The following is a 21,326-nucleotide window of genomic DNA, read 5'->3' as shown; positions in this document are numbered from 1 at the left end:
AAAATACGAAATTATATATGCAGGAGGGAAAATCTATGGCTCGTAAAGTATTAGTAATGGGTGAAGTTCGTGATGGATCGCTACGTAACGTTTCGTTTGAAGCGGTAGCAGCAGCAAAAACAATTGCAGAAGGCGGTGAAGTAGTAGGTCTTCTAGTTGGAGACAGCGTTGCCTCTTTTGCAAATGAATTGATTCATTACGGTGCAGATCGCGTTGTGACAGTTGAAAATGATAAATTAAAATCATATACATCTGATGGTTATGCACAAGCGTTTTTAGCTGTACATGCTGAAGAAAATCCAGAAGGTATTGTCTTTGGACATACAGCACTTGGTAAAGATTTATCACCAAAATTAGCAGCGAAGCTTGAAGCTGGTTTAGTTTCTGACGTAACTGCTTTAGAGGTTGAAGGTGGAAATGTTATCTTCACTCGTCCGATTTACTCTGGTAAAGCATTCGAGAAGAAGATTGTAACAGACGGCATCTTATTTGCGACAGTGCGTCCAAATAACATTGCAACTCTGGAAAAAGATGAGTCTCGCAGCGGTGACGTATCTTCTATTACAGTTGATGTGAAAGATTTACGTACAATCATTCAGGATGTTGTCCGTAAAACAGCAGAAGGTGTTGATCTTTCTGAAGCGAAAGTTATTATCGCTGGCGGACGCGGTGTGAAGAGTGAAGAAGGATTTAAACCATTAAAAGAGTTAGCTGACGTACTAGGCGGCGCTGTTGGGGCATCTCGTGGTGCTTGTGACGCTGAATACTGTGAGTACTCATTACAAATTGGTCAAACTGGTAAAGTTGTTACGCCAGACTTATACATTGCATGTGGTATTTCTGGTGCGATTCAGCATTTAGCAGGTATGTCTAACTCAAAAATAATCGTTGCGATTAATAAAGATCCAGAAGCAAGTATCTTCAAAGTAGCTGACTACGGTATTGTCGGTGACTTGTTCGAAGTTGTACCTCTTTTAACAGAAGAGTTTAAAAAGTTAAAAGTACATTCATGATTTAAGTACCCTTGAGTTCCAAGTGAAGTACCCCTATATATAGAAAAAGGTGAGAGATCCCCTGTCTCTCATCTTTTTAGTATTTAATCCGTATTTTTATATAGTATAAAGGAACATTTTTTTGTTACAATACATAACGATACATATTATTCGCCACGTATATAAGTTAATGATATACTCTTGGTAGAATATACTTGAAGGAGGAAATAAAATGGCAATTGTAAACGCAAATGACCAAAGCTTCGCAGCTGAAACTAGCGAAGGTGTTGTATTATTAGATTTCTGGGCACCTTGGTGTGGACCTTGTAAAATGATCGCTCCTGTATTAGAGGAAATCGATGCAGAATTAGGCGAAAAAGTAAAAGTAGTAAAAGTAGATGTTGATGAAAACCAAGAAACTGCTCGTCAATTCGAAGTAATGAGTATTCCAGCTCTTTTCGTATTAAAAGACGGTAAAGTAGTTGATCAAGCGTTAGGTTACAAACCGAAAGAAGCGTTAGTAGAATTAGTTTCTAAACACTTCTAAAATAAAAAAAGCTACCAAATGGTAGCTTTTTTTATTTTCTTTTTTAGATCCTTTCCGTTACAATAAAGGAACGTATGTTGGGTGTTTTGGCATAGTATGTTTTCAAGTGAAAATAAAAATGCTAAGCATGTAGAAATGGAGGGAGACGAGTGCACGAACATTTGAAAGAAAAGTTGGCTATTTTACCAGATCAACCTGGTTGTTATTTAATGAAAGATAAGCAAGGAACGGTTATATATGTCGGAAAGGCAAAAGTGCTTAAAAATCGTGTGCGCTCGTACTTTACTGGTTCACATGATGGGAAAACACTGCGGCTTGTAGGAGAAATTGTTGATTTTGAATATATTGTAACCTCTTCGAATTTAGAAGCACTTATTTTAGAGTTAAATCTAATTAAAAAATATGATCCGAAATATAATATTCAATTAAAAGATGATAAAACATATCCTTTTATTAAAATTACAGCGGAGAAACAACCGCGCTTACTCATTACTCGAAATGTAAAAAAGGATAAAGGAAAGTATTTTGGTCCTTATCCAAATGCACAATCTGCTCATGAAACGAAAAAACTGCTAGATCGTATGTATCCACTTCGGAAATGCACGAATATGCCAGATAAAGTTTGTTTGTATTATCATATGGATCAATGTCTAGCGCCTTGTGTGAAAGAAGTGACGGAAGAACAAAATAAAGAAATTGTAGATGAAATTATTAAGTTTTTAAATGGTGGGCATAAAGAAGTTCGTTCAGAATTAGAAATAAAAATGTATGAGGCCTCAGAGAAACTAGAGTTTGAACGTGCAAAAGAGTTGCGTGATCAAATTGCTCATATTGATGCGATTATGGAAAAACAAAAGATGATTATGAGTGACTTAGTGGATCGCGATGTGTTTGGATATGCAGTGGATAAAGGATGGATGTGTGTTCAAGTTTTCTTCGTTCGAAAAGGCAAGCTAATTGAACGTGATGTTTCTATGTTTCCGATTTACGATGAACCAGAAGAGGGCTTTTTAACGTTTATCGGCCAATTTTATGAAAACAGTAGTCATTTTAAACCGAAGGAAATTGTCGTTCCAGGAAGTATAGACTCGGAATTAGTAGAGCGCTTTTTAGAAGTGGAAGCGACACAGCCGAAACGTGGTAAGAAAAAAGACCTTGTAGAATTAGCAAATAAAAACGCAAAAATTGCTCTTGAAGAGAAGTTTTACTTAATCGAACGTGATGAAGAACGAACGATTAAAGCGGTAGATCATTTAGGGAAGCAGCTTGGAATTGAAACACCGTATCGTATTGAAGCGTTTGATAACTCAAATATTCAAGGAACAAATCCCGTTTCTGCAATGATTGCTTTTATCGATGGGAAACCAGCGAAGAAAGAATATAGGAAATATAAAATTAAAACGGTTCAAGGGCCAGATGATTATGAGTCTATGAGGGAAGTTGTGAGACGCCGTTATACAAGGGCGCTTAAAGAAAATTTACCTTTACCGGATTTGATTATTATTGATGGCGGAAAAGGCCACTTGGCGGCTGCAAGTGATATTTTAGAGAATGAGCTCGGATTATATATTCCGATGGCAGGTCTTGTAAAAGATGACAAACATAAAACCTCCCATTTAATTATTGGAGATCCCCCGGAACCTGTGGTGCTTGAGAGAAATAGCCAAGAATTTTATTTATTGCAGCGTATTCAAGACGAGGTGCATCGATTTGCGATTACATTCCATCGTCAATTACACGGGAAATCTGTCATTCAATCAGCATTGGATGACATTCCAGGAATCGGTGATAAACGGAAAAAGGTATTGTTAAAACATTTTGGTTCATTAAAGAAGATGAAAGAAGCTTCTGTAGCAGAATTTGTCGAAGCAGGTATGCCAAAAAATGTTGCAGAGACGATTTATACGTATTTAACAGATAAGAAGACGTTGTAGTTTACAATGTCTTCTATTTTTTGTTATAATTTCTGAAGATTTAAAATAAATTGACGTGAATGAAAATACAAAAAAGTCAACTAAACTGATATGTCTAGTTGACTGTAGGTAATGCTTACACTTCAATGAGATCTTTTATATCCCATTTCACAAGAAATGTAATAGAGTCAGAACGTTTTTTCTTTTCTTCATATGACTCTGCAACGACGTTCCGTTGCTTTTGAATTTGTTCAGCGATGAATCCAGCTTCTAGTTGATAAGAAGAATGCCTTTTTTGTTTTTGACGTTCTGCAATGAGTGTGCCTTTAAGTTGGAACTGCATTTCACGACGCTTATGTTCAATAATGCTTAAAGTGCCCCAGCCAGCCTTTTCAAAGAACTGAATGACTTCTTCAATTGTTTCTAGCGGATATTTTCTTGCAAGGTTTCTACCAGACCAGTATAAAATACCATCTAAATCGTTGCCGATTAAATCAGGTAGTAATTCTTCACGTAGCAATTCATAAGCGAAGGCGTTCAATGAAACATCTTCTAAAGATGTTATATCGATTGTATTTTTACTCACAATATTCCCCTCTTTCTATAGGGATTATTATATAACATTTTTCATTTATAAAAACAGATTTTTCTTTAGGGAAATCTCAATATCTGAGAAGAAAAAAAGAATTGGCAAATTATATGCAAATTATGTATACGTTTTCTTGACGCTTCGACAAAAATAGGGGTAAAATGAACTTGTTATCAAATTATGCTGAAATATTTCGAATAATTTTTTCAGTTTTTCTTATGCCAATAGTGAAAAAACATTATTGTTATAAATTAATCTGAAAACAGCAGTCAAACATTCAAGGGGGTAATGGGGACATGAAAGGCCGCGAGTATACGTTTCGTAAGTGGCACTCATTAATGGGGGTCATCCCGGTTGGTGTCTTTTTGACGCAACATCTAATTGTAAACAACTTTGCAACAAGAGGAGCAGAGGCTTTTAACAAAGCTGCAGGCTTTATGGAGCTCCTTCCATTCCGGTATGCGCTAGAAATTTTCATCATCTTTTTACCGATACTGTACCATGCTATATATGGCTTATATATTGCATTTACAGCTAAGAACAATGCGGTTTCTTACGGTTATTTCCGTAACTGGATGTTCGTCTTCCAAAGAATTTCAGGTATCGTTACGCTGATTTTCATTTCTTGGCACGTCTGGGAAACTCGTATTCAAGCAATGTTAGGTAAAGAGGTAAACTATGATATGATGGCAGATATTTTAAACAATCCAGCTATGTTTGCATTCTACTTAGTTGGTGTTGTTTCAACAATTTTCCACTTTGCAAATGGACTATGGACATTCTGCATCAGCTGGGGAATTACAGTATCTCCACGTTCACAAAGAATCTCTACTTATGTAACATTAGCTATTTTCTTAGGTCTATCTTATGTAGGTGTGAGTGCATTATTAGCGTTCATCGATCCACAGCTAGCAAATCAGTAAGGAGTGGGAGAGCATGAAAGGGAAACTTATAGTAGTCGGCGGTGGCTTGGCTGGCTTAATGGCAACGATTAAAGCGGCAGAAGCAGGAGTGAATGTTGAACTGTTTTCTTTAGTACCAGTAAAACGTTCACATTCTGTATGTGCTCAGGGCGGAATTAACGGTGCCGTAAATACGAAAGGTGAAGGGGATTCTCCATGGATCCACTTTGACGATACAATTTATGGTGGGGACTTCTTAGCGAACCAACCACCAGTTAAAGCAATGTGTGAAGCAGCACCTGGTATCATTCATTTAATGGACCGTATGGGTGTTATGTTCAACCGTACGGAAGAAGGACTTCTTGATTTCCGTCGATTTGGTGGAACACAACATCACCGTACAGCATTCGCTGGTGCAACAACTGGACAGCAATTACTTTACGCATTAGATGAGCAAGTACGTCGTCATGAAGTAGCAGGACTTGTAACGAAATATGAAGGTTGGGATTTCTTACGAGCTGTTGTTGATGATGAAGGTGTGTGCCGAGGAATCGTTGCACAAGACTTACAAACTATGGAGATTAAAAGTTTCGGAGCTGATGCCGTGATTATGGCAACAGGGGGCCCTGGTATCATTTTCGGAAAATCAACAAACTCCATTATTAATACAGGTACAGCAGCGTCTGCTGTATATCAGCAAGGCGCATATTATGCAAATGGTGAGTTCATTCAAATTCACCCAACGGCAATTCCAGGAGACGATAAATTACGTCTTATGAGTGAATCTGCACGTGGTGAAGGTGGACGTGTTTGGACATATAAAGATGGTAAGCCATGGTACTTCTTAGAAGAAAAATATCCGGCTTACGGAAACCTTGTACCTCGTGATATCGCAACGCGTGAAATCTTTGATGTTTGCGTAGAGCAAAAACTAGGTATTAACGGTGAAAACATGGTGTACTTAGATCTTTCTCATAAAGATCCGAAAGAACTAGATATTAAACTTGGTGGAATCATTGAAATCTATGAGAAATTTACAGGTGATGATCCTCGTAAACTACCAATGAAAATCTTCCCAGCTGTTCACTATTCAATGGGCGGACTATGGGTTGACTATAAGCAAATGACGAGTATTCCAGGTTTATTTGCAGCAGGTGAGTGTGATTATTCTATGCACGGTGGTAACCGCCTTGGTGCAAACTCACTATTATCAGCAATTTATGGTGGTATGGTAGCAGGACCAAACGCAATTGAATATATGAAAGGTCTTTCTAAATCATCAGATGCTGTTTCGTCTACTGTATATGAGCAAAATGAATTAATCGAAACAGAGAAATTTAACAATATTTTAACGATGGATGGTAATGAAAATGCATATGTTCTTCATAAAGAGCTTGGAGAATGGATGACAGATAACGTTACAGTAGTTCGTGAAAATAAAAAGTTATTAGAAACAGATGCGAAAATTGAAGAGTTAATGGCTCGTTACAAACGTATTAACATTAACGATACAGCGAGATGGAGTAACCAAGGTGCTTCATTTACACGTCAACTTGCAAATATGTTTGAGTTAGCACGTGTTATTACAATTGGCGCATATAACCGTAATGAGAGCCGCGGGGCGCATTACAAACCTGAATTCCCAAATCGTGATGATGCAAACTTCTTAAAAACTACGATGGCAAAATTTGAAGGAGAAGGAAATGCACCAGCATTCCATTACGAAGACGTTGATGTTTCATTAATTAAACCACGTAAACGTGATTATTCTTCAAAACATGATGTAGCTGCTAAGGGTGAAGAGAAGGGGGATAAACAACATGTCTGAGAAAACAATCCGCCTCATCATTACGAGACAAGATGGACCAGATGCACAAGCGTTTGACCAAGAGTTTGAAATTCCATATCGTCCGAATATGAATATTATTTCGGCGCTTATGGAAATTCGTCGTAATCCTGTTGATTCAAAAGGGAATCAAACAACTCCGATTGCATGGGATATGAACTGCTTAGAGGAAGTATGCGGAGCATGTTCAATGGTTATTAACGGAAAGCCACGTCAATCATGTACGGCTCTTATTGATCAATTAGAACAGCCAATTCGCTTAAAGCCGATGAAGACATTCCCAGTTGTACGTGATTTACAAGTTGACCGCAGTCGCATGTTTAATGCTCTAAAACGCGTTAAAGCTTGGATTCCAATTGATGGTACGTATGACCTAGGTCCAGGACCAAGAATGCCTGAGAAAAAGCGTCAATGGGCTTATGAGCTTTCAAAATGTATGACATGTGGTGTTTGCTTAGAATCATGTCCAAACGTAAACAGTAAGTCTGACTTTATTGGACCAGCGCCGTTATCACAAGCTCGCTTATTCAACTCACATCCAACGGGTGAAATGCATAAAGCAGATCGCTTACGTGCAATTATGGGAGATGGAGGACTAGCGAACTGTGGTAACTCTCAAAACTGTGTGCAATCATGTCCGAAGGGTATTCCTTTAACAACTTCAATTGCGGCATTAAACCGTGATACAACAATTCAATCGTTCAAAGATTTCTTTGGTAGCGATAATAACTATTAATAAATATTGCCTCTTCATCTTGAAGGGGCAATATTTATAACTGTATTTTTCAGTTTATTCTGTTTTTTTGAGAGGAAGAGGAGATAACGTTGAAGAGAATTTCTTATATTGAAGACTTCGAGAAATGGGAAAGTGGTTTTTTATTTTACAATCCTGTAAAGGTTCGTTTTGGTGAAGTAGATATGTTTGGACATGTAAATAATGTCGTTGCTTTTACTTATTTTGAAGAAGCTCGTATCGCGTTGTTTAAAGAACTTGGATTTATGCAAGAGTGGACACATACATCATCAGACACGATGATCGTTGTTGCGGATTTACAATGTAATTTTATTAAGCAAATATATTATGATGAACAGTTGAAGGTGTATGTAAAGGCAGGATCGGTTGGGAATTCTTCTTTGGATTTACATTATATGGTGAAGAATGCAGAAGGAGAGGTTTGTTTAGTAGGTCGTGGAATGATGGTTCAAGCGTCGAAAAAAACAGGAAGAGGCGAACCATGGCCTGAAGAATGGAAGAAGAAATTACTACAATGATAGAGTGAAAGAAAAATAAGAGAGCAATTTGCTCTCTTATTTTTTGTCTTCCATTGCTTCTTCTAATGTTAAGTGATGTTTATATAGGTATGTAGCGTATGGATTACCAACGTAGCGTAAGTGCCATGGTTCATATGCATATTCTGTTGTATCTGTTTTATCTTCTAAGTAACGAATGACAAAGCCGAATTTATGAGCGTGTTCCGCGACCCAGTTTCCTTCTGCTGTCTCTCCGAAGATAGGCTCTAATTGAAATTTAGCTGTTTTTGAACTAATATCCATTGCTAAACCCGTTTGGTGTTCACTTGTACCAGGAATTGCGCTTACTGAATTAGCTTCAGCTTTTCCTTGACGTCTAACGTATGTATCATGCAACGATTTTTGACGTTTGTATGAACGATAACCAGATACAGCTGTAAGATCAATCCCTTCTTTTTTTGCAGCTTTGAACATGTTTTCAAGTGCTTCTGCAGCATCTTTGCGTAGTAGCGTTTTTTCTTTATCTTTTGGACTAGTGAATGGTACGTTTGGTCTTGTTAAGTCTTCAGGAGTGTATCCATCTGGTAGTTTTCGATGTTTATTAATTAAGACAAGATTAGATTTTGGATTTGTTACAACTGAAAAGTCATTGTCTATTTTCTTTGCATTATGATCAGCTTTTGGAAAAGCAGGAATCTCTTCTTTTGGGTGGTTATTATGTTTTTGACTTTCGACAGCTTTCGCTTCATTATGTAGTGGTGATTTAGAACCAAAGTAAGCGAAAGATGTGATACCGATTACAATAGTAGTGGCAGAAATAATTATTATCTTTTTCATAATGCCTTGTAATCACAGTCCCTTCTTAATAAAATATGTATCTTTTTTTATTATAAGTCTAGTTTGTTGGAAAAGAAATATAAGAGTCATAACGTAATAGAAATGCAAAGAAAATGTCAGAAAATGTGTGAATTTGTAGTATTTTTTTATATAATTCATTTCTTATCTTTCATGAATTGCATTTTTTATGTAATATATATACATAAGAAGATGTAGCGATTATCGAGAATAAAGAACTTCTTGTATAGACTAGGAGTGAATGGGAATGGATTTTGCAACAATTATTGGACTTATTTTAGGATTTTTAGCAGTGGTAGTAGGGATGGTCGTCAAGGGCGCTGACGTAACAGCCTTATTAAATCCTGCCGCAGCATTAATTATTTTTATCGGTACATTTGCTGCAGTATGTATTGCATTTCCGATGAATCAACTAAAAAGGGTTCCAAAACTATTTAAAGTTCTTTTTGGTTCAAATAAAAAGGATTTAAGTTATGAACAGTTGCTAGAATTATTTGTTCATTGGACATCTGAAAGTAGAAAATACGGTATTTTGTCTTTAGAGCAACAATTAGACAAAATTCAAGATGAATTTCTTTTGCGCGGTATGAAATTTGTGATTGATGGCGTATCCGCAGAAGATTTAGAGCAAATTTTGGAATCTGAATTAGAAGCAATTGAAGAAAGACATGCAAAGGGAGCTGCTATTTTTTCACAAGCTGGTACGTATGCACCGACATTAGGAGTTTTAGGTGCTGTTATCGGTCTTGTAGCTGCGCTTGGTAACTTAACTGATATTGAAAAGTTAGGTCATGCTATTTCGGGTGCATTTATTGCAACGATTTTTGGTATTTTTTCAGGGTATGTATTATGGCATCCATTTGCAAATAAGTTAAAGCAAAAATCTTCAGCTGAAATTGAGAAAAAACGTTTAATCATTGATTGTTTATTAATGTTACAAGAAGGTACATATCCGTTTATTATGAAGAACCGCATTTTAGGTGCACTTTCTGCAACTGAGCGTAAAAAGCTAGAAAAAGGAGCAGAAAAAAATGCGGAGTAAGAAAAATAGAAGAGGCAAAAAGAAAAAACATGATGAGCATATCGATGAAACGTGGTTAATCCCATATTCTGATATGTTAACGTTGTTATTTGCATTGTTTATCGTTTTATTCGCAATGAGTAGTATAGATGCTGCGAAGTTTAAACAGATGGCAGTTGCTTTTCGAAGTGAATTAGCCGGGGGAACAGGTAACAAAGAATTTTTAAGTGATCAAAAGCCAAATGATGAAAAAGAATTATCGGCAAGTAGCCTTGAGGCAGAACAAGCAAAAAAACAAGAAGAAGCTAGAGCTAAAGAAAAAAAAGAGATGGATGAATTGAAAGCATTACAAAAAAAGATTGATCAATATATTAATGAAAAACAATTATCCTCTTCTTTTCAAACTAAATTAACTGAAAAGGGATTAATGGTGACAATATTAGAAAATATACTGTTTGATTCGGGGAAAGCAGATGTGAAATTAGAATCTTTAGGGATTGCAAAAGAAATGTCTAGCTTACTTGTTTCAGCGTCACCTCGTGAAATTACAGTATCCGGTCATACGGATAATGTCCCTATTGCCAATGCACAGTTTGCGTCGAATTGGGAATTAAGTACGCAGCGGGCAGTTAATTTTATGCAAGTATTACTGCAAAATAAAGAATTACAACCAGAAAAATTTAGTGCGATTGGTTACGGAGAATACCGTTCGATTGCTCCAAACGATACACAAGAAGGAAAGGCAAAGAATAGACGTGTGGAAGTATTTATCTTGCCTTTAACAGAGAAAGCAAAATAAAGAGGATGGCGAATGCCATCCTCTTTATTTTACTTCAAATGATTTTAAGTTGTCGCGACGGATTTTATCTTTTTCTGCATCTGATTTTTTGAAATCATAATCATATAAAGCGCCTTCCCAATCGCCATACATTGGATTCGGGAAAATAATGAATTTCTCACCAAATTGTACTTTTGAATCTTCTACTGTTTGGTTACGATCTTTTACAGATTTTCCATCAAAACCTGTGAAATCAGATAAGTTATCACCGAAGAATAAGACAATATCATGAGTTTGAGAAACGAGTTCACGGCGTTTTTCTTTTCCTTTTTCTTTCGGATCTTGTAGTAATATATGTTCTTTCGTTGCTTGAGGAGCACCTACACGCTCAAGATTTTTAATTGTTGCATCTAGTTGGTTCGTTTTACGATTTGAGATATAGTAAATATCTACACCTTTAGACTCTGTATATTTTAAGAAATCAATTGCGCCTGGAAGGGCTTCAGCCTCAGCTTTGTTAATCCAATCATCCCATTTGTAAGGATAACCTTTGCCTGTTTTTACGCTCATTGCTTGATGAGGACTGTTATCTAAAACAGTTTCGTCTAAATCAAGTACGATAGCAGGTTTTTTCTCTGTCCCTTTTGCAAGAACTGCATCAAGTTTTAATTGACCAATGTTGTACCCTTGGTAGTAAAGTGCTTTCGTTTCACCGGCTGTTTGATACCATAAATCAGCCATTAATTGTTGTTCTGTTAATTTTACTTTCTCTTCTTTCGCCACTGTTTTCTCTGGTGTTCCTGAACATGCTACAAGTGATGTAGATAGAACCGCTACAGATAATAAAGTGGTAATGCCCCTCTTCATCTTCATATGTATCCTCCTTGATGTTAGAAAATCATTTTATATTATATATTAAAATATAATATTTTTATATGAACATTTGCATATTGTCTTTTATATATATAGTAGTATGTCCTATATTAGAAAGATGAGCAAAATAATAACAGTTGTTTTGACAAGTTTAATTGTCGTAATGACAATTATAATTGACAAAGAGCGCTTTATTATTTACAATTTTAACTAAATAGAACAAATGATGGATTAATGACGGTGTTTACATATAAGAGGATGAAGTGTAGCGCTATATTTTGTCTTGAATAAACATAGTCTTTGAAAGAGAGTACGAATGATACTAAAGGGGAGGCTTTAAACTTTGAGTTTACAAATTCAAAACTTAACGAAACAATTTGGGGAATCAAAAGCTGTTAACGGTTTACAAATTTCGTTACCAAAAGGTGAAGTACTAGGGTTACTTGGACGAAATGGTGCAGGGAAAACAACAACAATCAAAATGCTTCTCGGATTATTAACGCCTAATGAAGGTTCGATTACGTGGGATGGAAAAGCATTTGGGAATAGTGGCGTAACAATTGGGTATTTACCAGAAGAAAGAGGTTTATATACAAAAAGTAGAGTAATAGACCAGCTGCGATATTTTGGTAGATTAGAAGGGATGTCGAAGAAAGAAGTAGATCACGCTATTGATCACTGGTTAGAGCGTTTAGCGATACCAGAATATAAATTTAAAACGGCTGGAGAGCTTTCAAAAGGGAATCAGCAAAAAATCCAATTAATTGCTGCTCTTCTTCATAATCCGGAACTTCTCATTTTAGATGAACCATTCAGTGGCCTTGATCCAGTTAATGCCGGGATGTTAGCTAGTATTATTGAAGAACAAGTACAGAGCGGAAAGACGATTATTTTATCAAGTCATCGTATGGAACAAGTAGAGGCTTTTTGCCAACATGTATGTATTTTGAAAAAAGGTGAAGCAGTCGTAAAAGGACAGCTAAGTGATATTAAGAAAGAATACGGTTTCCGTAATTTAACGATTGAAGATACAGTAGAGAATGAAAAGGGATTAGAAGCTATACATGTATCGTATGAAAAACAACAAGGCCTTCTTTATGTGAAAGTACAAGGCGATGCGGAAGCTCTCGAGATTTTGCAACAGTTGCAAGAGCAAGGTGTTAGCTTACGACAATTTAAAATGTTAGAGCCGACGTTAAACGAAATCTTTGTAGAGAGGGCGAAATAACGATGCGTAAATTTTCTCACGTATTTTCATTTTATTTTAGGGAAGCGTTTTTATCTAAAAAATCATTAATTACGAGTGCGATTTTATTTTTAGTTGTGTTTGGGATTTTTGCATTTAATCATTTTACTTCAGGCGATGATAAAAATAAGGATAAAGATAAAATTGCAGTTGTAGTAGAGAGTTCCACATATAAAGTACAAAAAGATGAGCTAAATAAGCTATTGCCATCAGCAAAAATAACACTGGGTTCAAAGGATGATTTTGATAAACTGCATAAGCAAGTAGAAGATGGCGATTTAGATGGTCTATTCCATGTGACGGAAAAGGGTGGGGCTCCATCGATTACATATATGTATAATGGATTTCCAAGCCAAGCAACTTCCGCAATTATGGCAGGATATTTAAAGCAACAATATACGATGGTGACGATTGCCAAAAATAATGTTTCACCAGAAATTGCACAGCAATTACAAACAGAAATTCAAGTAAAGCAAGAAGCGATAAAAGATCGTACATCTTCTTTCGGAATTGCCTATTTCTTTACATTTGCTTTATATATGTTTATTGTAGCGTTCGGAAATACAATCGCAATGAATATTGCATCTGAAAAGGCGTCACGTGTAATGGAAGTAATGCTTCCGAAAGTGAAGCCTCTTACAATGATGTATGCGAAAATTTTAGCGGTTGTTTCAACGGCGTTATTGCAACTTGTCATATTGGCGTGTGGTTATCTTATTCCATATTTGTTGGGTTGGGTTGATTTAGAAAGTGCCTCACTATTTGGTATTCCAATTGACTTTACGAAATTAGATGCAAAGGTTATCAGCATGTTTCTTGTTTATTTCATTACGGGATATTTACTATATGCGATGATGTATGCTGCTGCTGGAGCTGTCGTGTCTAAGACGGAGGATTTACAAGCTGTATCTTTCCCGGTAATGATTTTAATTATGGCTGCATTCTTCATTAGTATTAAATCATTAAGTGATCCGAATAGTACTATCGTTGTTGTAAGTTCTTACGTTCCATTTTTTACACCGATGGTTACCTTCTCACGTATTGTAGCTGGTGAAGCAGGTATGCTAGAAATTACGATAACATTAGCGGTCTTATTGGCGACAATTGCGGTATTAAATGCTGTTACAAGCCGCATTTACGTAAACGGCGTAATGAATTACTCAGATAAAGTTAAATTTAAAGATTTAGCGAAATTTATAAAGCGTCAATAATGAGAGAAAAGCATGATTTCCTATTGAAATCATGCTTTTTCTTTATGTATAAATTAAAAATAGTATATAATAATAAGAGTTGTCTTTTAATAGAATGAATAAAAAGGAGGGTGTGCAGATGGGGATTAGTAGTCGTTTTACAGTAGGTGTTCATATGCTGACATTACTTGCGATAGATCGAAACTCTCGCTGTACCTCTGAATGGATTGCCGGTAGTGTGAATACAAATCCAGTTGTGATTCGTCGCATTACAGGAATGTTGAAGAGAGCAGGACTTGTTGATGTACAAGCTGGTAAAGGTGGTACGACACTTGCTCGAGATTTAGAAGAAATTACATTACTTGATGTATATAAAGCAGTGGAAGTTGTAGAAGAAGGACAGCTATTTTCCTTCCATGAAAATCCCAACATTGAATGTCCAGTAGGAGCTAATATTCAATCAGTATTAGAAATTATTTTAATGCAAGCGCAAGAAGCGATGGAAAACGTACTTGCAAATGTAACGGTAGATCAATTAGTTACAAATTTAAAGTCTAAAATGAAAGAATAAAAAAGCGAGCTTCCTCATAATGAGGGCTCGCCTTTTTTTTATTCAGAAATATTGAAAATTCTATTTTTCAGTATTTAAAATGAATTTACCTACGATAGCTGCGAAGATACCACCAAGAATTGGTGCTACGATGAATACCCATAGTTGAGAAAGTGCTTCTCCACCAACAAATAAAGCTGGTGCGATACTACGAGCTGGGTTAACAGATGTTCCAGTTAACGGAATTCCTAATAAGTGAATTAAAACTAATGTGAAACCAATTACTAGTCCCGCTAAAGAAGAACTGCCTTTTTTACCTGTTACAGCGACGATAACTAAAATGAATACGAAAGTTAAAATGAACTCAACTAAAAATGCTCCAGATAAACCAAGAGTTCCGAAACCATTTTGTCCTAAATTATCTAAAGGTGTTTTAGCAGATTTTAAAATTGTTACTAACGTTGCAGTTCCTAATAAACCACCTAAAATTTGAGCTAATACATAATAACAAAGTTCCATAGCGTTCATTCGTTTGTTGATGAACATAGCTATTGATACTGCTGGGTTAATGTGACATCCAGAAATTGTTCCGATGCTATATGCCATAGCTACAATAGATAGACCGAAAGCCATAGCGATTCCTAATGTTCCAATTCCTTCAATTCCGCCGCCAGTGACAGCTACTCCAGTTCCGAATAATACAAGTACAAATGTACCAATAAATTCAGCGATTGCTTTTTTTAACATAATTTACCTCCTATTAATGCGCATGAAACGTATTATAACATAAGTTTTAGTATAAACAGCCAATGAAGTACTATTCTGATAAGGCGAAATAGGGGGACAATAAAAAAGGGTATGGTTCATCTCTATAGAACCATACCCTTTTTTTATGCTGATTTTTTCTGTTTAACGACTGGAACAGAACGGTTTAAAATACTATTTGCAACCATTCCTAACATAATAATAATCATTCCAATGAGGGAAAGTCCTCCAGGGAATGAACCATTTAAGAAAATGATTTCGCCAAGCACGGTAAATACCATCGTTCCAGCTTGTGTTGCTTCAACTGCCCCGAGTAAGGCGAGGTTATCTTTTGCTAAGTCAGTAGCAAAGAAAAATGTCATCGTTGCAATAACGCCGGAACATAATGCTAATAAAAGCCCTTGAAGCATTTGGCTGGATGTTGGAATGCCAGTAGTAGAAAATCCATATACACCAAGCAAAATTGTTATAGGAAGACTTCCAATAGCCATTCCTAATACACGTTGGAACGTATCAAGGCGTCCGTCAACAAGTTCCATCATTTTTCGGTTACCGAACGGATATAAGAAAGCGGCTAATACGACAGGTAAAAAACCTGAAATGAACTGAGTCATTGTAATATGGCCTGCTGCAGTTGCTTGCATACAAATTACACCAAGTAAAATAAATAATGCAACATATAAGCTACGAAGTGGAATTTTTCCACGTACAAGTTTCGTACCTGATTTTGTTTCTATTTTCACGAAAAATAGTGGTGATAGTAGTAAACCAGCTAAAATCGTAACTTGCCAAGTTCCAGCAACGAGCCAAGCTGGAGAAAAGACAGCTGCGAAACTTAATAAAGAATAAAAACCAATACCTGCAACGGAACCCCATCCGATCCATGCTAATGGATGTTTTTTTAATTCTTCCCATAATCCCCTAAAGTTTTTGCGAAATAAAACGATAAGGAATAAAATAGGAAGAGCAAATAAAAAACGGAAGGAAGCTGTCCAAGCCCAGCTCGTTCCAGATACATTCATTGCTCTATTAATAATAAAGGTTGCAGAAAAAAAGGCAGATGATAAAAGACCTAATAAAATTGCGCGCATAAAGTATAGCACTCCTTTCGAAAATAAATAATTATGTATAGTATGATATACTTTAATTAAATAAAAGTAAACTATTTTATACTTTAAGGTGGTTTTATATATGAAAGAAAATGAAGATATACAAACGAAAGAAGTCATTCAACAAGTTGGACAGTTATTGAGACAAATTCGAAATGAACAGAAATTAAGTTTAGAAGAATTAGCTCATAAAACAGGAGTAAGTAAATTAACATTAGGAAAAATTGAAAGAGGGGAAACAAATCCGACGCTAGCTGTCATTTGGAAAATAACGAAAGGGTTATCAATTCCTTTATCCAGATTGATGGTTGTTGGAGAACCTGTAGCTGTTGCGCGCTGTGGAGAAGGATTTGCAGTAGATGAAGGACAAGCGTGGCATTTAGAAACGATGTTCCGTTATACGAAAGAAACAGGGATGGAAATGCACCGTGCTTGTTTACGATCAAATAGTATATATGAACCAGAAGCTCATCATGAAGGTGCGATTGAGCTTGTAACGATAATGAAAGGGAAAGTGTCTATTCAAGTGGAGAATGATGTATACGAATTAAATGAGTTTGATTCCATCCAATTTGAAGCGAATAAGAAGCATGTTTATAAAAATGAAGAAGAAGAAGTGGCGGTATTACATTTAACGATGAAATATTCTTCATGAAAAAATCACCTATAGAATTCTATAGGTGATTTGCTCTTCTTAAGTATATGAAATGATACCATTAGTACGAACGTGGCATAAGTAATAAACAAATGAAATAAACTAAAAATCCTGTCCCAAAACATAAAACAGCAATAACCCAAATGATACGAATAAGAGTAGAGCTAATATCAAAATATTCTCCTAAACCACCACATATACCAAATAGCATTTTATCAGTTTCGGATTTACATAACTTTTTTGACATATTCCAATCAACTCCTTTTTATATCAAACTGCATACTTTTATTCTATATGGAAATTTATGAGAAGACTATGGGGTTGTATTACATTTTTTTTTGAGAGACGATCATATTAATTGTCTTAATTTTCAGTGGATATTAAACTTGTAGTTATGAGGTGATTTTTAATAAAGGGTGGGGAAATAGGGATGACAGTATATTGGTTGACTAATGTAATGCTTGAATCAAGGTATACATATGAAGAAGAGAGAATTTCGCGAACAGAAACAGAATTATGTAGTTTACTCATTGAAGATGGACGAATTAAAAAAATTATAGAAGGGGTTGTTCAAGAAGATATAGTAATGCTTGATGCTAAGCACTTATTGATGTTGCCAGCTTTCGAAGAGATGCACATTCACATTGATAAAACATATTATAGTGGCCCCTGGAAAGCTTGTAAGCCAGCAGAAAGTATTTTTACACGTTTTAATGAAGAAGAAAAAATTTTACTAAAGCAATTAGCAACTGCTCAAGATAGAGCGGAAAATATGCTAGAGTTACTACTGCGAAATGGTGTAACGAATATTAGAACGCATTGTAATGTTGATCCGATTATTGGACTTGGTAATTTGGAGGCGACGTTAGCGGCATTAGAAACATATAAAAATCGAGTGTCTAGTAGAATTGTTGCGTTTCCGCAACATGGATTATTGCGCAGTAATTCTGTGCAACTCGTGAAAGATGCGATGCGTATGGGTGCTCATCTAGTCGGAGGAGTAGATCCAGCTACAGTGGATAATGATATTGAAAAATCATTACATACAATTATGGATATCGCAGTAGAATTTAATGCGGATGTTGATATTCATTTACACGATGAGAATAATCTTGGAACGTTTACGATGAAGAGATTGGCAAGTTTAACAGAAGAAGCAGGGTGGCGAGGGCGTGTAACAATTAGTCATGCACTTGGACTTGGTGGTGTTACTGATAAAGAGGCTGAAGAAGTGGCAGAAAGACTCGCAGCTGTAAATATTGATATTACTTCAACAGTACCAATTGGTAAACAAGTAATTCCAATTCCGTTATTAGATAAAAAAGGTGTTAAAGTTTCATTAGGAAATGATAGCATTACAGATCATTGGTCACCGTTTGGAACAGGTGATATGCTTCAAAAGGCAAATCGATTAGCAGAGCGTTTTGGATGGAGTGACGAAAGGTCTTTAGGAAAAGCAATTCGCTTTATTACGGGAGGAAAAGAAACGTTAAATAATGAAGGGAAGCGGGTATGGCCGAATGTAGGGGATGAAGCGAGCTTTGTTTTGACAAATGCGACATGCACTGCTGAAGCGGTAGCACGCCAAACAGAAAAAAGTTTAGTTGTGTATAAAGGAAATATTGTTGTTGGAAGCTTAAATGAGCTGGAATTAAATAATCTTGTGTAGAAGAATCGTTTAAATACCTTGGGGAGGGTTCTAATTGTGAATATAGAACTCTTCTTTTTTATTCTTACAATATATTTTTTATAGGAAAGCTAGAAGGGATGGACATTTTGGACAATCAACATAACCAAAATCATATTATGGGAACTTTGCAATGGTTTATATTTCTATTAGCAAATTCAATCGCACTACCAATTGTCGTTGGTGGATTATTTCATCTTACGACGGAAGAAATATTTTATTTAATGCAGCGTACGTTTTTTGTAGTTGGTATATCTTCTTTCTTACAAGGATGGATTGGGCATAGACTTCCAATTGCGGATGGACCAGCTGGATCTTGGGTTGGTGTATTTACAGTACTTGCTTATGCAACTGCCGGACAAGATCAATTGCATAGTACACTGCAAATTTTAGAGTTAGGAATGATAATCTCCGGTGTTATTTTAATAGGATTAGGAGTAACTGGTTTTATAGGACGTATTTTATTTTTATTTACGCCAGTTGTGACAGGGACGTTTTTACTTTTATTATGTTTACAATTAAGTGGTGTATTTTTAAAAGGAATGCTAGGAATTACAGCTACTATTTCTCAAATCGATGGATTTACAGCGATAATTGCGTTTAGTATATTTTTGTTCGTTATTATACTGTCTAATTTTGGAAGAGGTTTTATCAAAAGTTATGCAGTTTTAATAGGATTAATTAGCGGGTGGATTATTTTTCTCATTGCAGGAAAAGTGACGGTTCCATCTCAAGTAACTCATTTTGTACAACTTCCACAAATGTTTGCTTGGGGACTTCCAAAATGGAATACTGGTATGGCAGTATCCAGTTTCGTTATGGTATGTATTTTAGTTTCAAATACAGTGGCAGCTATTATAGCGATTAATCAAGCTACCATTCATAAAGCAACTATTGAACAAAAACAGTTGAAGGATGGTACGTGGGTTGGAGGGATTTCGCATATCATTTCCTCCGTATTTTCAACTGTAGGTATCGTTCCGTTACCAGCAACGGCAGGATTTATACGCTTAACAAAACAAAAATATATACGATCGTTCTTAATGGCATGTGCGTTACTAGTCGTAATGTCTCTTTTTCCAAGTATCATTCGTTACTTAGCATCTTTACCATCGGCTGTCGCATCGGCTGTTTTAATGGCTTCGTTCGTACAATTAATTGGAATTGGATTTAATAATATAAAACAAGTGCCGATGAGTGAAAGGAATGTAACGATTTTAGGAGTGGCAGTATTATTTGGAAGTGGCGTTATGTTTTTACCGTCTGGAGCACTCCAATCCTTGCCGTCTGTTATGCAATATATATTCGGTAATGGTTTATTTGTAGGTACGGTTGTAAGTATATTGCTAGAACAAATATGGCGCGTTGGAAAGTAAGTGGATAAAAAGAGTGTACGCAATGTATAAAAGTCTAAAATAACATGGGAAATAAAGCCCATTTTTATTCACCACCTGCACATTTCGTTCATACAATATCTTGACTAAATAAACACCCAACTTACACATACACAGCTCTGGCTTAAGCAAGGAGGGTTATACCAGTTGAAGGAAAAAGCGTATCAATCTAAACCTTTACTCACAAAGAGAGAAAGAGAAGTATTTGAATTACTGGTTCAAGATAAAACAACGAAGGAAATTGCAGGTGAACTTTTTATAAGTGAAAAGACAGTTCGTAACCACATCTCAAACGCAATGCAAAAGCTAGGGGTTAAAGGACGTTCACAAGCAGTTGTTGAGCTTCTTCGTATGGGAGAGCTCGAACTATAAGAAAGCAGCCGACTTTTATACAAAGAGTCGGCTATTTTTTTGTTTGCTTCACTTGCTATATGAATGATAAGAACACTCCATACATAAATAGGTAATAAGGAGGGGATAAGTTGAAAAGGATACTGTTAGTTTCAACAAGTGCTCATGATATGAATGGACACCCGACTGGTTTGTGGCTTGAAGAGCTCGCAGCTCCTTATCATTTATTTAAAAAGGCTAAGTTTGATGTTGATATTGTGTCAATAAAAGGCGGGAGAGTACCTATAGATAGAGTGTCTATTCCGAATGGTATACCTCGTGAATTCAAGCATGTAGCTTCTTTATTGCAAAATACGAGGCCGATTTCAAATGTTCATTTCTCGGATTATGATGCGGTTTTATTTGGTGGTGGCCACGGGGCGATTGTAGATTTTCCAGGTAATCCATATGTAGCAAATTTAATTGAGAATATGTATAACGATAACCGGATTGTAGCGGCTGTTTGTCACGGAGTAAGTTCCTTTGTCGGTGTGAAAAATAAGGATAGCTCGTTTTTTGTTGCCGGTAAGCGTATAACAGGTTATACAAACGATGAAGAAAAAGCTGTACATTTAGAAAAGCGCGTTCCGTTTTTGTTAGAAAGTAAGTTGAAAGAAGAAGGAGCTTTGTTTTATGTAGCTCCCAATTTTACGCCGCATGTGGTAGTAGATGGGCATTTAATTACAGGAAAAAATCCACAGTCTAGCGTGGAAATAGGTAAGGCTATAAAAAGGGCTGTAAATAAATTATAGAAAAAGTACCCGCTACTAACA

Annotated in this window: 23 protein-coding genes; 17 read left to right on the top strand and 6 right to left on the bottom strand. The window is 36.1% G+C overall.

Going from position 1 to position 21,326, the window contains the following annotated elements:
- Positions 1–35 precede the first annotated feature (35 nt).
- The 3 genes from etfA (at position 36) to uvrC (ending at position 3,473) form a co-directional block, all read left to right on the top strand.
- The gene (gene etfA / locus NZ044_RS22225; RefSeq protein ID WP_000101957.1) at positions 36–1,013 is read left to right on the top strand and encodes an electron transfer flavoprotein subunit alpha; all 978 of its coding nucleotides are present in this window, start codon (positions 36–38) and stop codon (positions 1,011–1,013) included.
- 211 nt (positions 1,014–1,224) lie between these two features.
- Positions 1,225–1,539 carry a thioredoxin gene (gene trxA, locus NZ044_RS22220; RefSeq protein ID WP_001018943.1) on the top strand — a complete coding sequence of 105 codons (315 nt, stop codon included), beginning with the start codon at positions 1,225–1,227 and terminating at the stop codon, positions 1,537–1,539.
- A gap of 149 nt (positions 1,540–1,688) precedes the next feature.
- Positions 1,689–3,473: an excinuclease ABC subunit C gene (gene uvrC, locus NZ044_RS22215; protein ID WP_000544290.1), complete on the top strand. Its 1,785-nt coding sequence runs from the start codon at positions 1,689–1,691 to the stop codon at positions 3,471–3,473.
- A gap of 115 nt (positions 3,474–3,588) precedes the next feature.
- On the opposite strand, the gene NZ044_RS22210 is transcribed toward uvrC, so the two are convergent.
- Positions 3,589–4,038, bottom strand: coding sequence for a YslB family protein (locus tag NZ044_RS22210; protein ID WP_000042214.1), 450 nt, complete (start codon positions 4,036–4,038; stop codon positions 3,589–3,591).
- Positions 4,039–4,337: 299 nt separating this feature from the next.
- Between NZ044_RS22210 and sdhC the strand changes: the two genes are divergently transcribed.
- The 4 genes from sdhC (at position 4,338) to NZ044_RS22190 (ending at position 8,061) form a co-directional block, all read left to right on the top strand.
- On the top strand, positions 4,338–4,964 hold the full coding sequence (sdhC, locus tag NZ044_RS22205; RefSeq protein ID WP_000678354.1) for a succinate dehydrogenase cytochrome B558: 627 nt from the start codon (positions 4,338–4,340) through the stop codon (positions 4,962–4,964).
- A gap of 13 nt (positions 4,965–4,977) precedes the next feature.
- Entirely contained in the window at positions 4,978–6,771 is a 1,794-nt protein-coding gene (sdhA, locus tag NZ044_RS22200; protein ID WP_000676742.1) for a succinate dehydrogenase flavoprotein subunit, read from the top strand.
- Positions 6,764–7,525, top strand: coding sequence for a succinate dehydrogenase iron-sulfur subunit (gene sdhB / locus NZ044_RS22195; RefSeq protein WP_001291827.1), 762 nt, complete (start codon positions 6,764–6,766; stop codon positions 7,523–7,525). Before sdhA ends, sdhB begins: the two co-directional genes overlap by 8 nt.
- Positions 7,526–7,614: 89 nt before the next feature.
- Positions 7,615–8,061, top strand: a complete 447-nt coding sequence (locus NZ044_RS22190) for an acyl-CoA thioesterase (RefSeq protein WP_000822726.1) — start codon at positions 7,615–7,617, stop codon at positions 8,059–8,061.
- Between the two features lie 36 nt (positions 8,062–8,097).
- On the opposite strand, the gene NZ044_RS22185 is transcribed toward NZ044_RS22190, so the two are convergent.
- The gene (locus NZ044_RS22185) at positions 8,098–8,877 is read right to left on the bottom strand and encodes a M15 family metallopeptidase (protein ID WP_000720194.1); all 780 of its coding nucleotides are present in this window, start codon (positions 8,875–8,877) and stop codon (positions 8,098–8,100) included.
- A gap of 265 nt (positions 8,878–9,142) precedes the next feature.
- Between NZ044_RS22185 and motA the strand changes: the two genes are divergently transcribed.
- A complete protein-coding gene (gene motA, locus NZ044_RS22180) occupies positions 9,143–9,937 on the top strand; it encodes a flagellar motor stator protein MotA (protein WP_000344851.1) in 795 nt (264 codons plus the stop codon).
- Positions 9,927–10,715, top strand: a complete 789-nt coding sequence (gene motB / locus NZ044_RS22175; protein WP_001256733.1) for a flagellar motor protein MotB — start codon at positions 9,927–9,929, stop codon at positions 10,713–10,715. Before motA ends, motB begins: the two co-directional genes overlap by 11 nt.
- Before the next feature lie 24 nt (positions 10,716–10,739).
- On the opposite strand, the gene NZ044_RS22170 is transcribed toward motB, so the two are convergent.
- A complete protein-coding gene (locus NZ044_RS22170; RefSeq protein ID WP_000782773.1) occupies positions 10,740–11,567 on the bottom strand; it encodes a 5'-nucleotidase, lipoprotein e(P4) family in 828 nt (275 codons plus the stop codon).
- Between the two features lie 343 nt (positions 11,568–11,910).
- Here NZ044_RS22170 and NZ044_RS22165 point away from each other — a divergent pair, with 343 nt between their 5' ends.
- The 3 genes from NZ044_RS22165 (at position 11,911) to NZ044_RS22155 (ending at position 14,574) form a co-directional block, all read left to right on the top strand.
- The gene (locus tag NZ044_RS22165) at positions 11,911–12,795 is read left to right on the top strand and encodes an ABC transporter ATP-binding protein (protein WP_000058118.1); all 885 of its coding nucleotides are present in this window, start codon (positions 11,911–11,913) and stop codon (positions 12,793–12,795) included.
- A 2-nt stretch (positions 12,796–12,797) separates the two neighbouring features.
- Positions 12,798–14,024: an ABC transporter permease gene (locus NZ044_RS22160; RefSeq protein ID WP_001224985.1), complete on the top strand. Its 1,227-nt coding sequence runs from the start codon at positions 12,798–12,800 to the stop codon at positions 14,022–14,024.
- Positions 14,025–14,142: 118 nt separating this feature from the next.
- Positions 14,143–14,574, top strand: coding sequence for an Rrf2 family transcriptional regulator (locus NZ044_RS22155; protein ID WP_000512998.1), 432 nt, complete (start codon positions 14,143–14,145; stop codon positions 14,572–14,574).
- 60 nt (positions 14,575–14,634) lie between these two features.
- On the opposite strand, the gene NZ044_RS22150 is transcribed toward NZ044_RS22155, so the two are convergent.
- Both NZ044_RS22150 and NZ044_RS22145 read right to left on the bottom strand, forming a co-directional pair.
- Positions 14,635–15,300 (bottom strand): aquaporin, encoded by a 666-nt coding sequence (locus NZ044_RS22150; protein WP_000913211.1) that lies wholly within the window; start codon positions 15,298–15,300, stop codon positions 14,635–14,637.
- A gap of 143 nt (positions 15,301–15,443) precedes the next feature.
- Positions 15,444–16,409, bottom strand: coding sequence for a DMT family transporter (locus NZ044_RS22145; RefSeq protein WP_098506715.1), 966 nt, complete (start codon positions 16,407–16,409; stop codon positions 15,444–15,446).
- A gap of 100 nt (positions 16,410–16,509) precedes the next feature.
- Here NZ044_RS22145 and NZ044_RS22140 point away from each other — a divergent pair, with 100 nt between their 5' ends.
- Positions 16,510–17,082: a helix-turn-helix domain-containing protein gene (locus NZ044_RS22140; RefSeq protein WP_000661914.1), complete on the top strand. Its 573-nt coding sequence runs from the start codon at positions 16,510–16,512 to the stop codon at positions 17,080–17,082.
- A 61-nt stretch (positions 17,083–17,143) separates the two neighbouring features.
- Here NZ044_RS22140 and NZ044_RS22135 read toward each other — a convergent pair whose 3' ends face one another.
- Entirely contained in the window at positions 17,144–17,329 is a 186-nt protein-coding gene (locus NZ044_RS22135) for a PspC domain-containing protein (RefSeq protein WP_000038411.1), read from the bottom strand.
- Positions 17,330–17,512: 183 nt separating this feature from the next.
- Between NZ044_RS22135 and NZ044_RS22130 the strand changes: the two genes are divergently transcribed.
- The 4 genes from NZ044_RS22130 (at position 17,513) to NZ044_RS22115 (ending at position 21,305) form a co-directional block, all read left to right on the top strand.
- Positions 17,513–18,751, top strand: coding sequence for an amidohydrolase family protein (locus NZ044_RS22130; protein ID WP_118961686.1), 1,239 nt, complete (start codon positions 17,513–17,515; stop codon positions 18,749–18,751).
- A 98-nt stretch (positions 18,752–18,849) separates the two neighbouring features.
- Positions 18,850–20,145, top strand: a complete 1,296-nt coding sequence (locus tag NZ044_RS22125; RefSeq protein ID WP_086397222.1) for a purine/pyrimidine permease — start codon at positions 18,850–18,852, stop codon at positions 20,143–20,145.
- A 165-nt stretch (positions 20,146–20,310) separates the two neighbouring features.
- A complete protein-coding gene (gene gerE, locus NZ044_RS22120) occupies positions 20,311–20,535 on the top strand; it encodes a spore germination transcription factor GerE (protein ID WP_000659484.1) in 225 nt (74 codons plus the stop codon).
- Between the two features lie 149 nt (positions 20,536–20,684).
- A complete protein-coding gene (locus NZ044_RS22115) occupies positions 20,685–21,305 on the top strand; it encodes a type 1 glutamine amidotransferase domain-containing protein (protein ID WP_098506716.1) in 621 nt (206 codons plus the stop codon).
- Positions 21,306–21,326: the final 21 nt, after the last annotated feature.

It is taken from the genome of Bacillus sp. FSL K6-1338, from assembly GCF_038006965.1.
GTDB lineage: Bacteria > Bacillota > Bacilli > Bacillales > Bacillaceae_G > Bacillus_A > Bacillus_A thuringiensis_S.
The sequence above is the reverse complement of the archived record's forward strand: the minus strand, read 5'-3'. Positions and strand labels throughout refer to the sequence as shown.

Bases quoted from the DNA above. Each gene is read 5' to 3' on its own strand.
- NZ044_RS22145 (WP_098506715.1), bottom strand. From the start codon at position 16,409: ATGCGCGCAATTTTATTAGGTCTTTTATCATCTGCCTTTTTTTCTGCA.
- NZ044_RS22170 (WP_000782773.1), bottom strand. From the start codon at position 11,567: ATGAAGATGAAGAGGGGCATTACCACTTTATTATCTGTAGCGGTTCTA.
- sdhA (WP_000676742.1), top strand. From the start codon at position 4,978: ATGAAAGGGAAACTTATAGTAGTCGGCGGTGGCTTGGCTGGCTTAATG.
- etfA (WP_000101957.1), top strand. From the start codon at position 36: ATGGCTCGTAAAGTATTAGTAATGGGTGAAGTTCGTGATGGATCGCTA.
- motA (WP_000344851.1), top strand. From the start codon at position 9,143: ATGGATTTTGCAACAATTATTGGACTTATTTTAGGATTTTTAGCAGTG.
- NZ044_RS22115 (WP_098506716.1), top strand. From the start codon at position 20,685: ATGAATGGACACCCGACTGGTTTGTGGCTTGAAGAGCTCGCAGCTCCT.
- trxA (WP_001018943.1), top strand. From the start codon at position 1,225: ATGGCAATTGTAAACGCAAATGACCAAAGCTTCGCAGCTGAAACTAGC.
- NZ044_RS22160 (WP_001224985.1), top strand. From the start codon at position 12,798: ATGCGTAAATTTTCTCACGTATTTTCATTTTATTTTAGGGAAGCGTTT.
- NZ044_RS22150 (WP_000913211.1), bottom strand. From the start codon at position 15,300: ATGTTAAAAAAAGCAATCGCTGAATTTATTGGTACATTTGTACTTGTA.
- NZ044_RS22185 (WP_000720194.1), bottom strand. From the start codon at position 8,877: ATGAAAAAGATAATAATTATTTCTGCCACTACTATTGTAATCGGTATC.
- motB (WP_001256733.1), top strand. From the start codon at position 9,927: ATGCGGAGTAAGAAAAATAGAAGAGGCAAAAAGAAAAAACATGATGAG.
- NZ044_RS22125 (WP_086397222.1), top strand. From the start codon at position 18,850: ATGGACATTTTGGACAATCAACATAACCAAAATCATATTATGGGAACT.
- NZ044_RS22130 (WP_118961686.1), top strand. From the start codon at position 17,513: ATGACAGTATATTGGTTGACTAATGTAATGCTTGAATCAAGGTATACA.
- NZ044_RS22140 (WP_000661914.1), top strand. From the start codon at position 16,510: ATGAAAGAAAATGAAGATATACAAACGAAAGAAGTCATTCAACAAGTT.
- NZ044_RS22155 (WP_000512998.1), top strand. From the start codon at position 14,143: ATGGGGATTAGTAGTCGTTTTACAGTAGGTGTTCATATGCTGACATTA.
- NZ044_RS22135 (WP_000038411.1), bottom strand. From the start codon at position 17,329: ATGTCAAAAAAGTTATGTAAATCCGAAACTGATAAAATGCTATTTGGT.
- sdhC (WP_000678354.1), top strand. From the start codon at position 4,338: ATGAAAGGCCGCGAGTATACGTTTCGTAAGTGGCACTCATTAATGGGG.
- sdhB (WP_001291827.1), top strand. From the start codon at position 6,764: ATGTCTGAGAAAACAATCCGCCTCATCATTACGAGACAAGATGGACCA.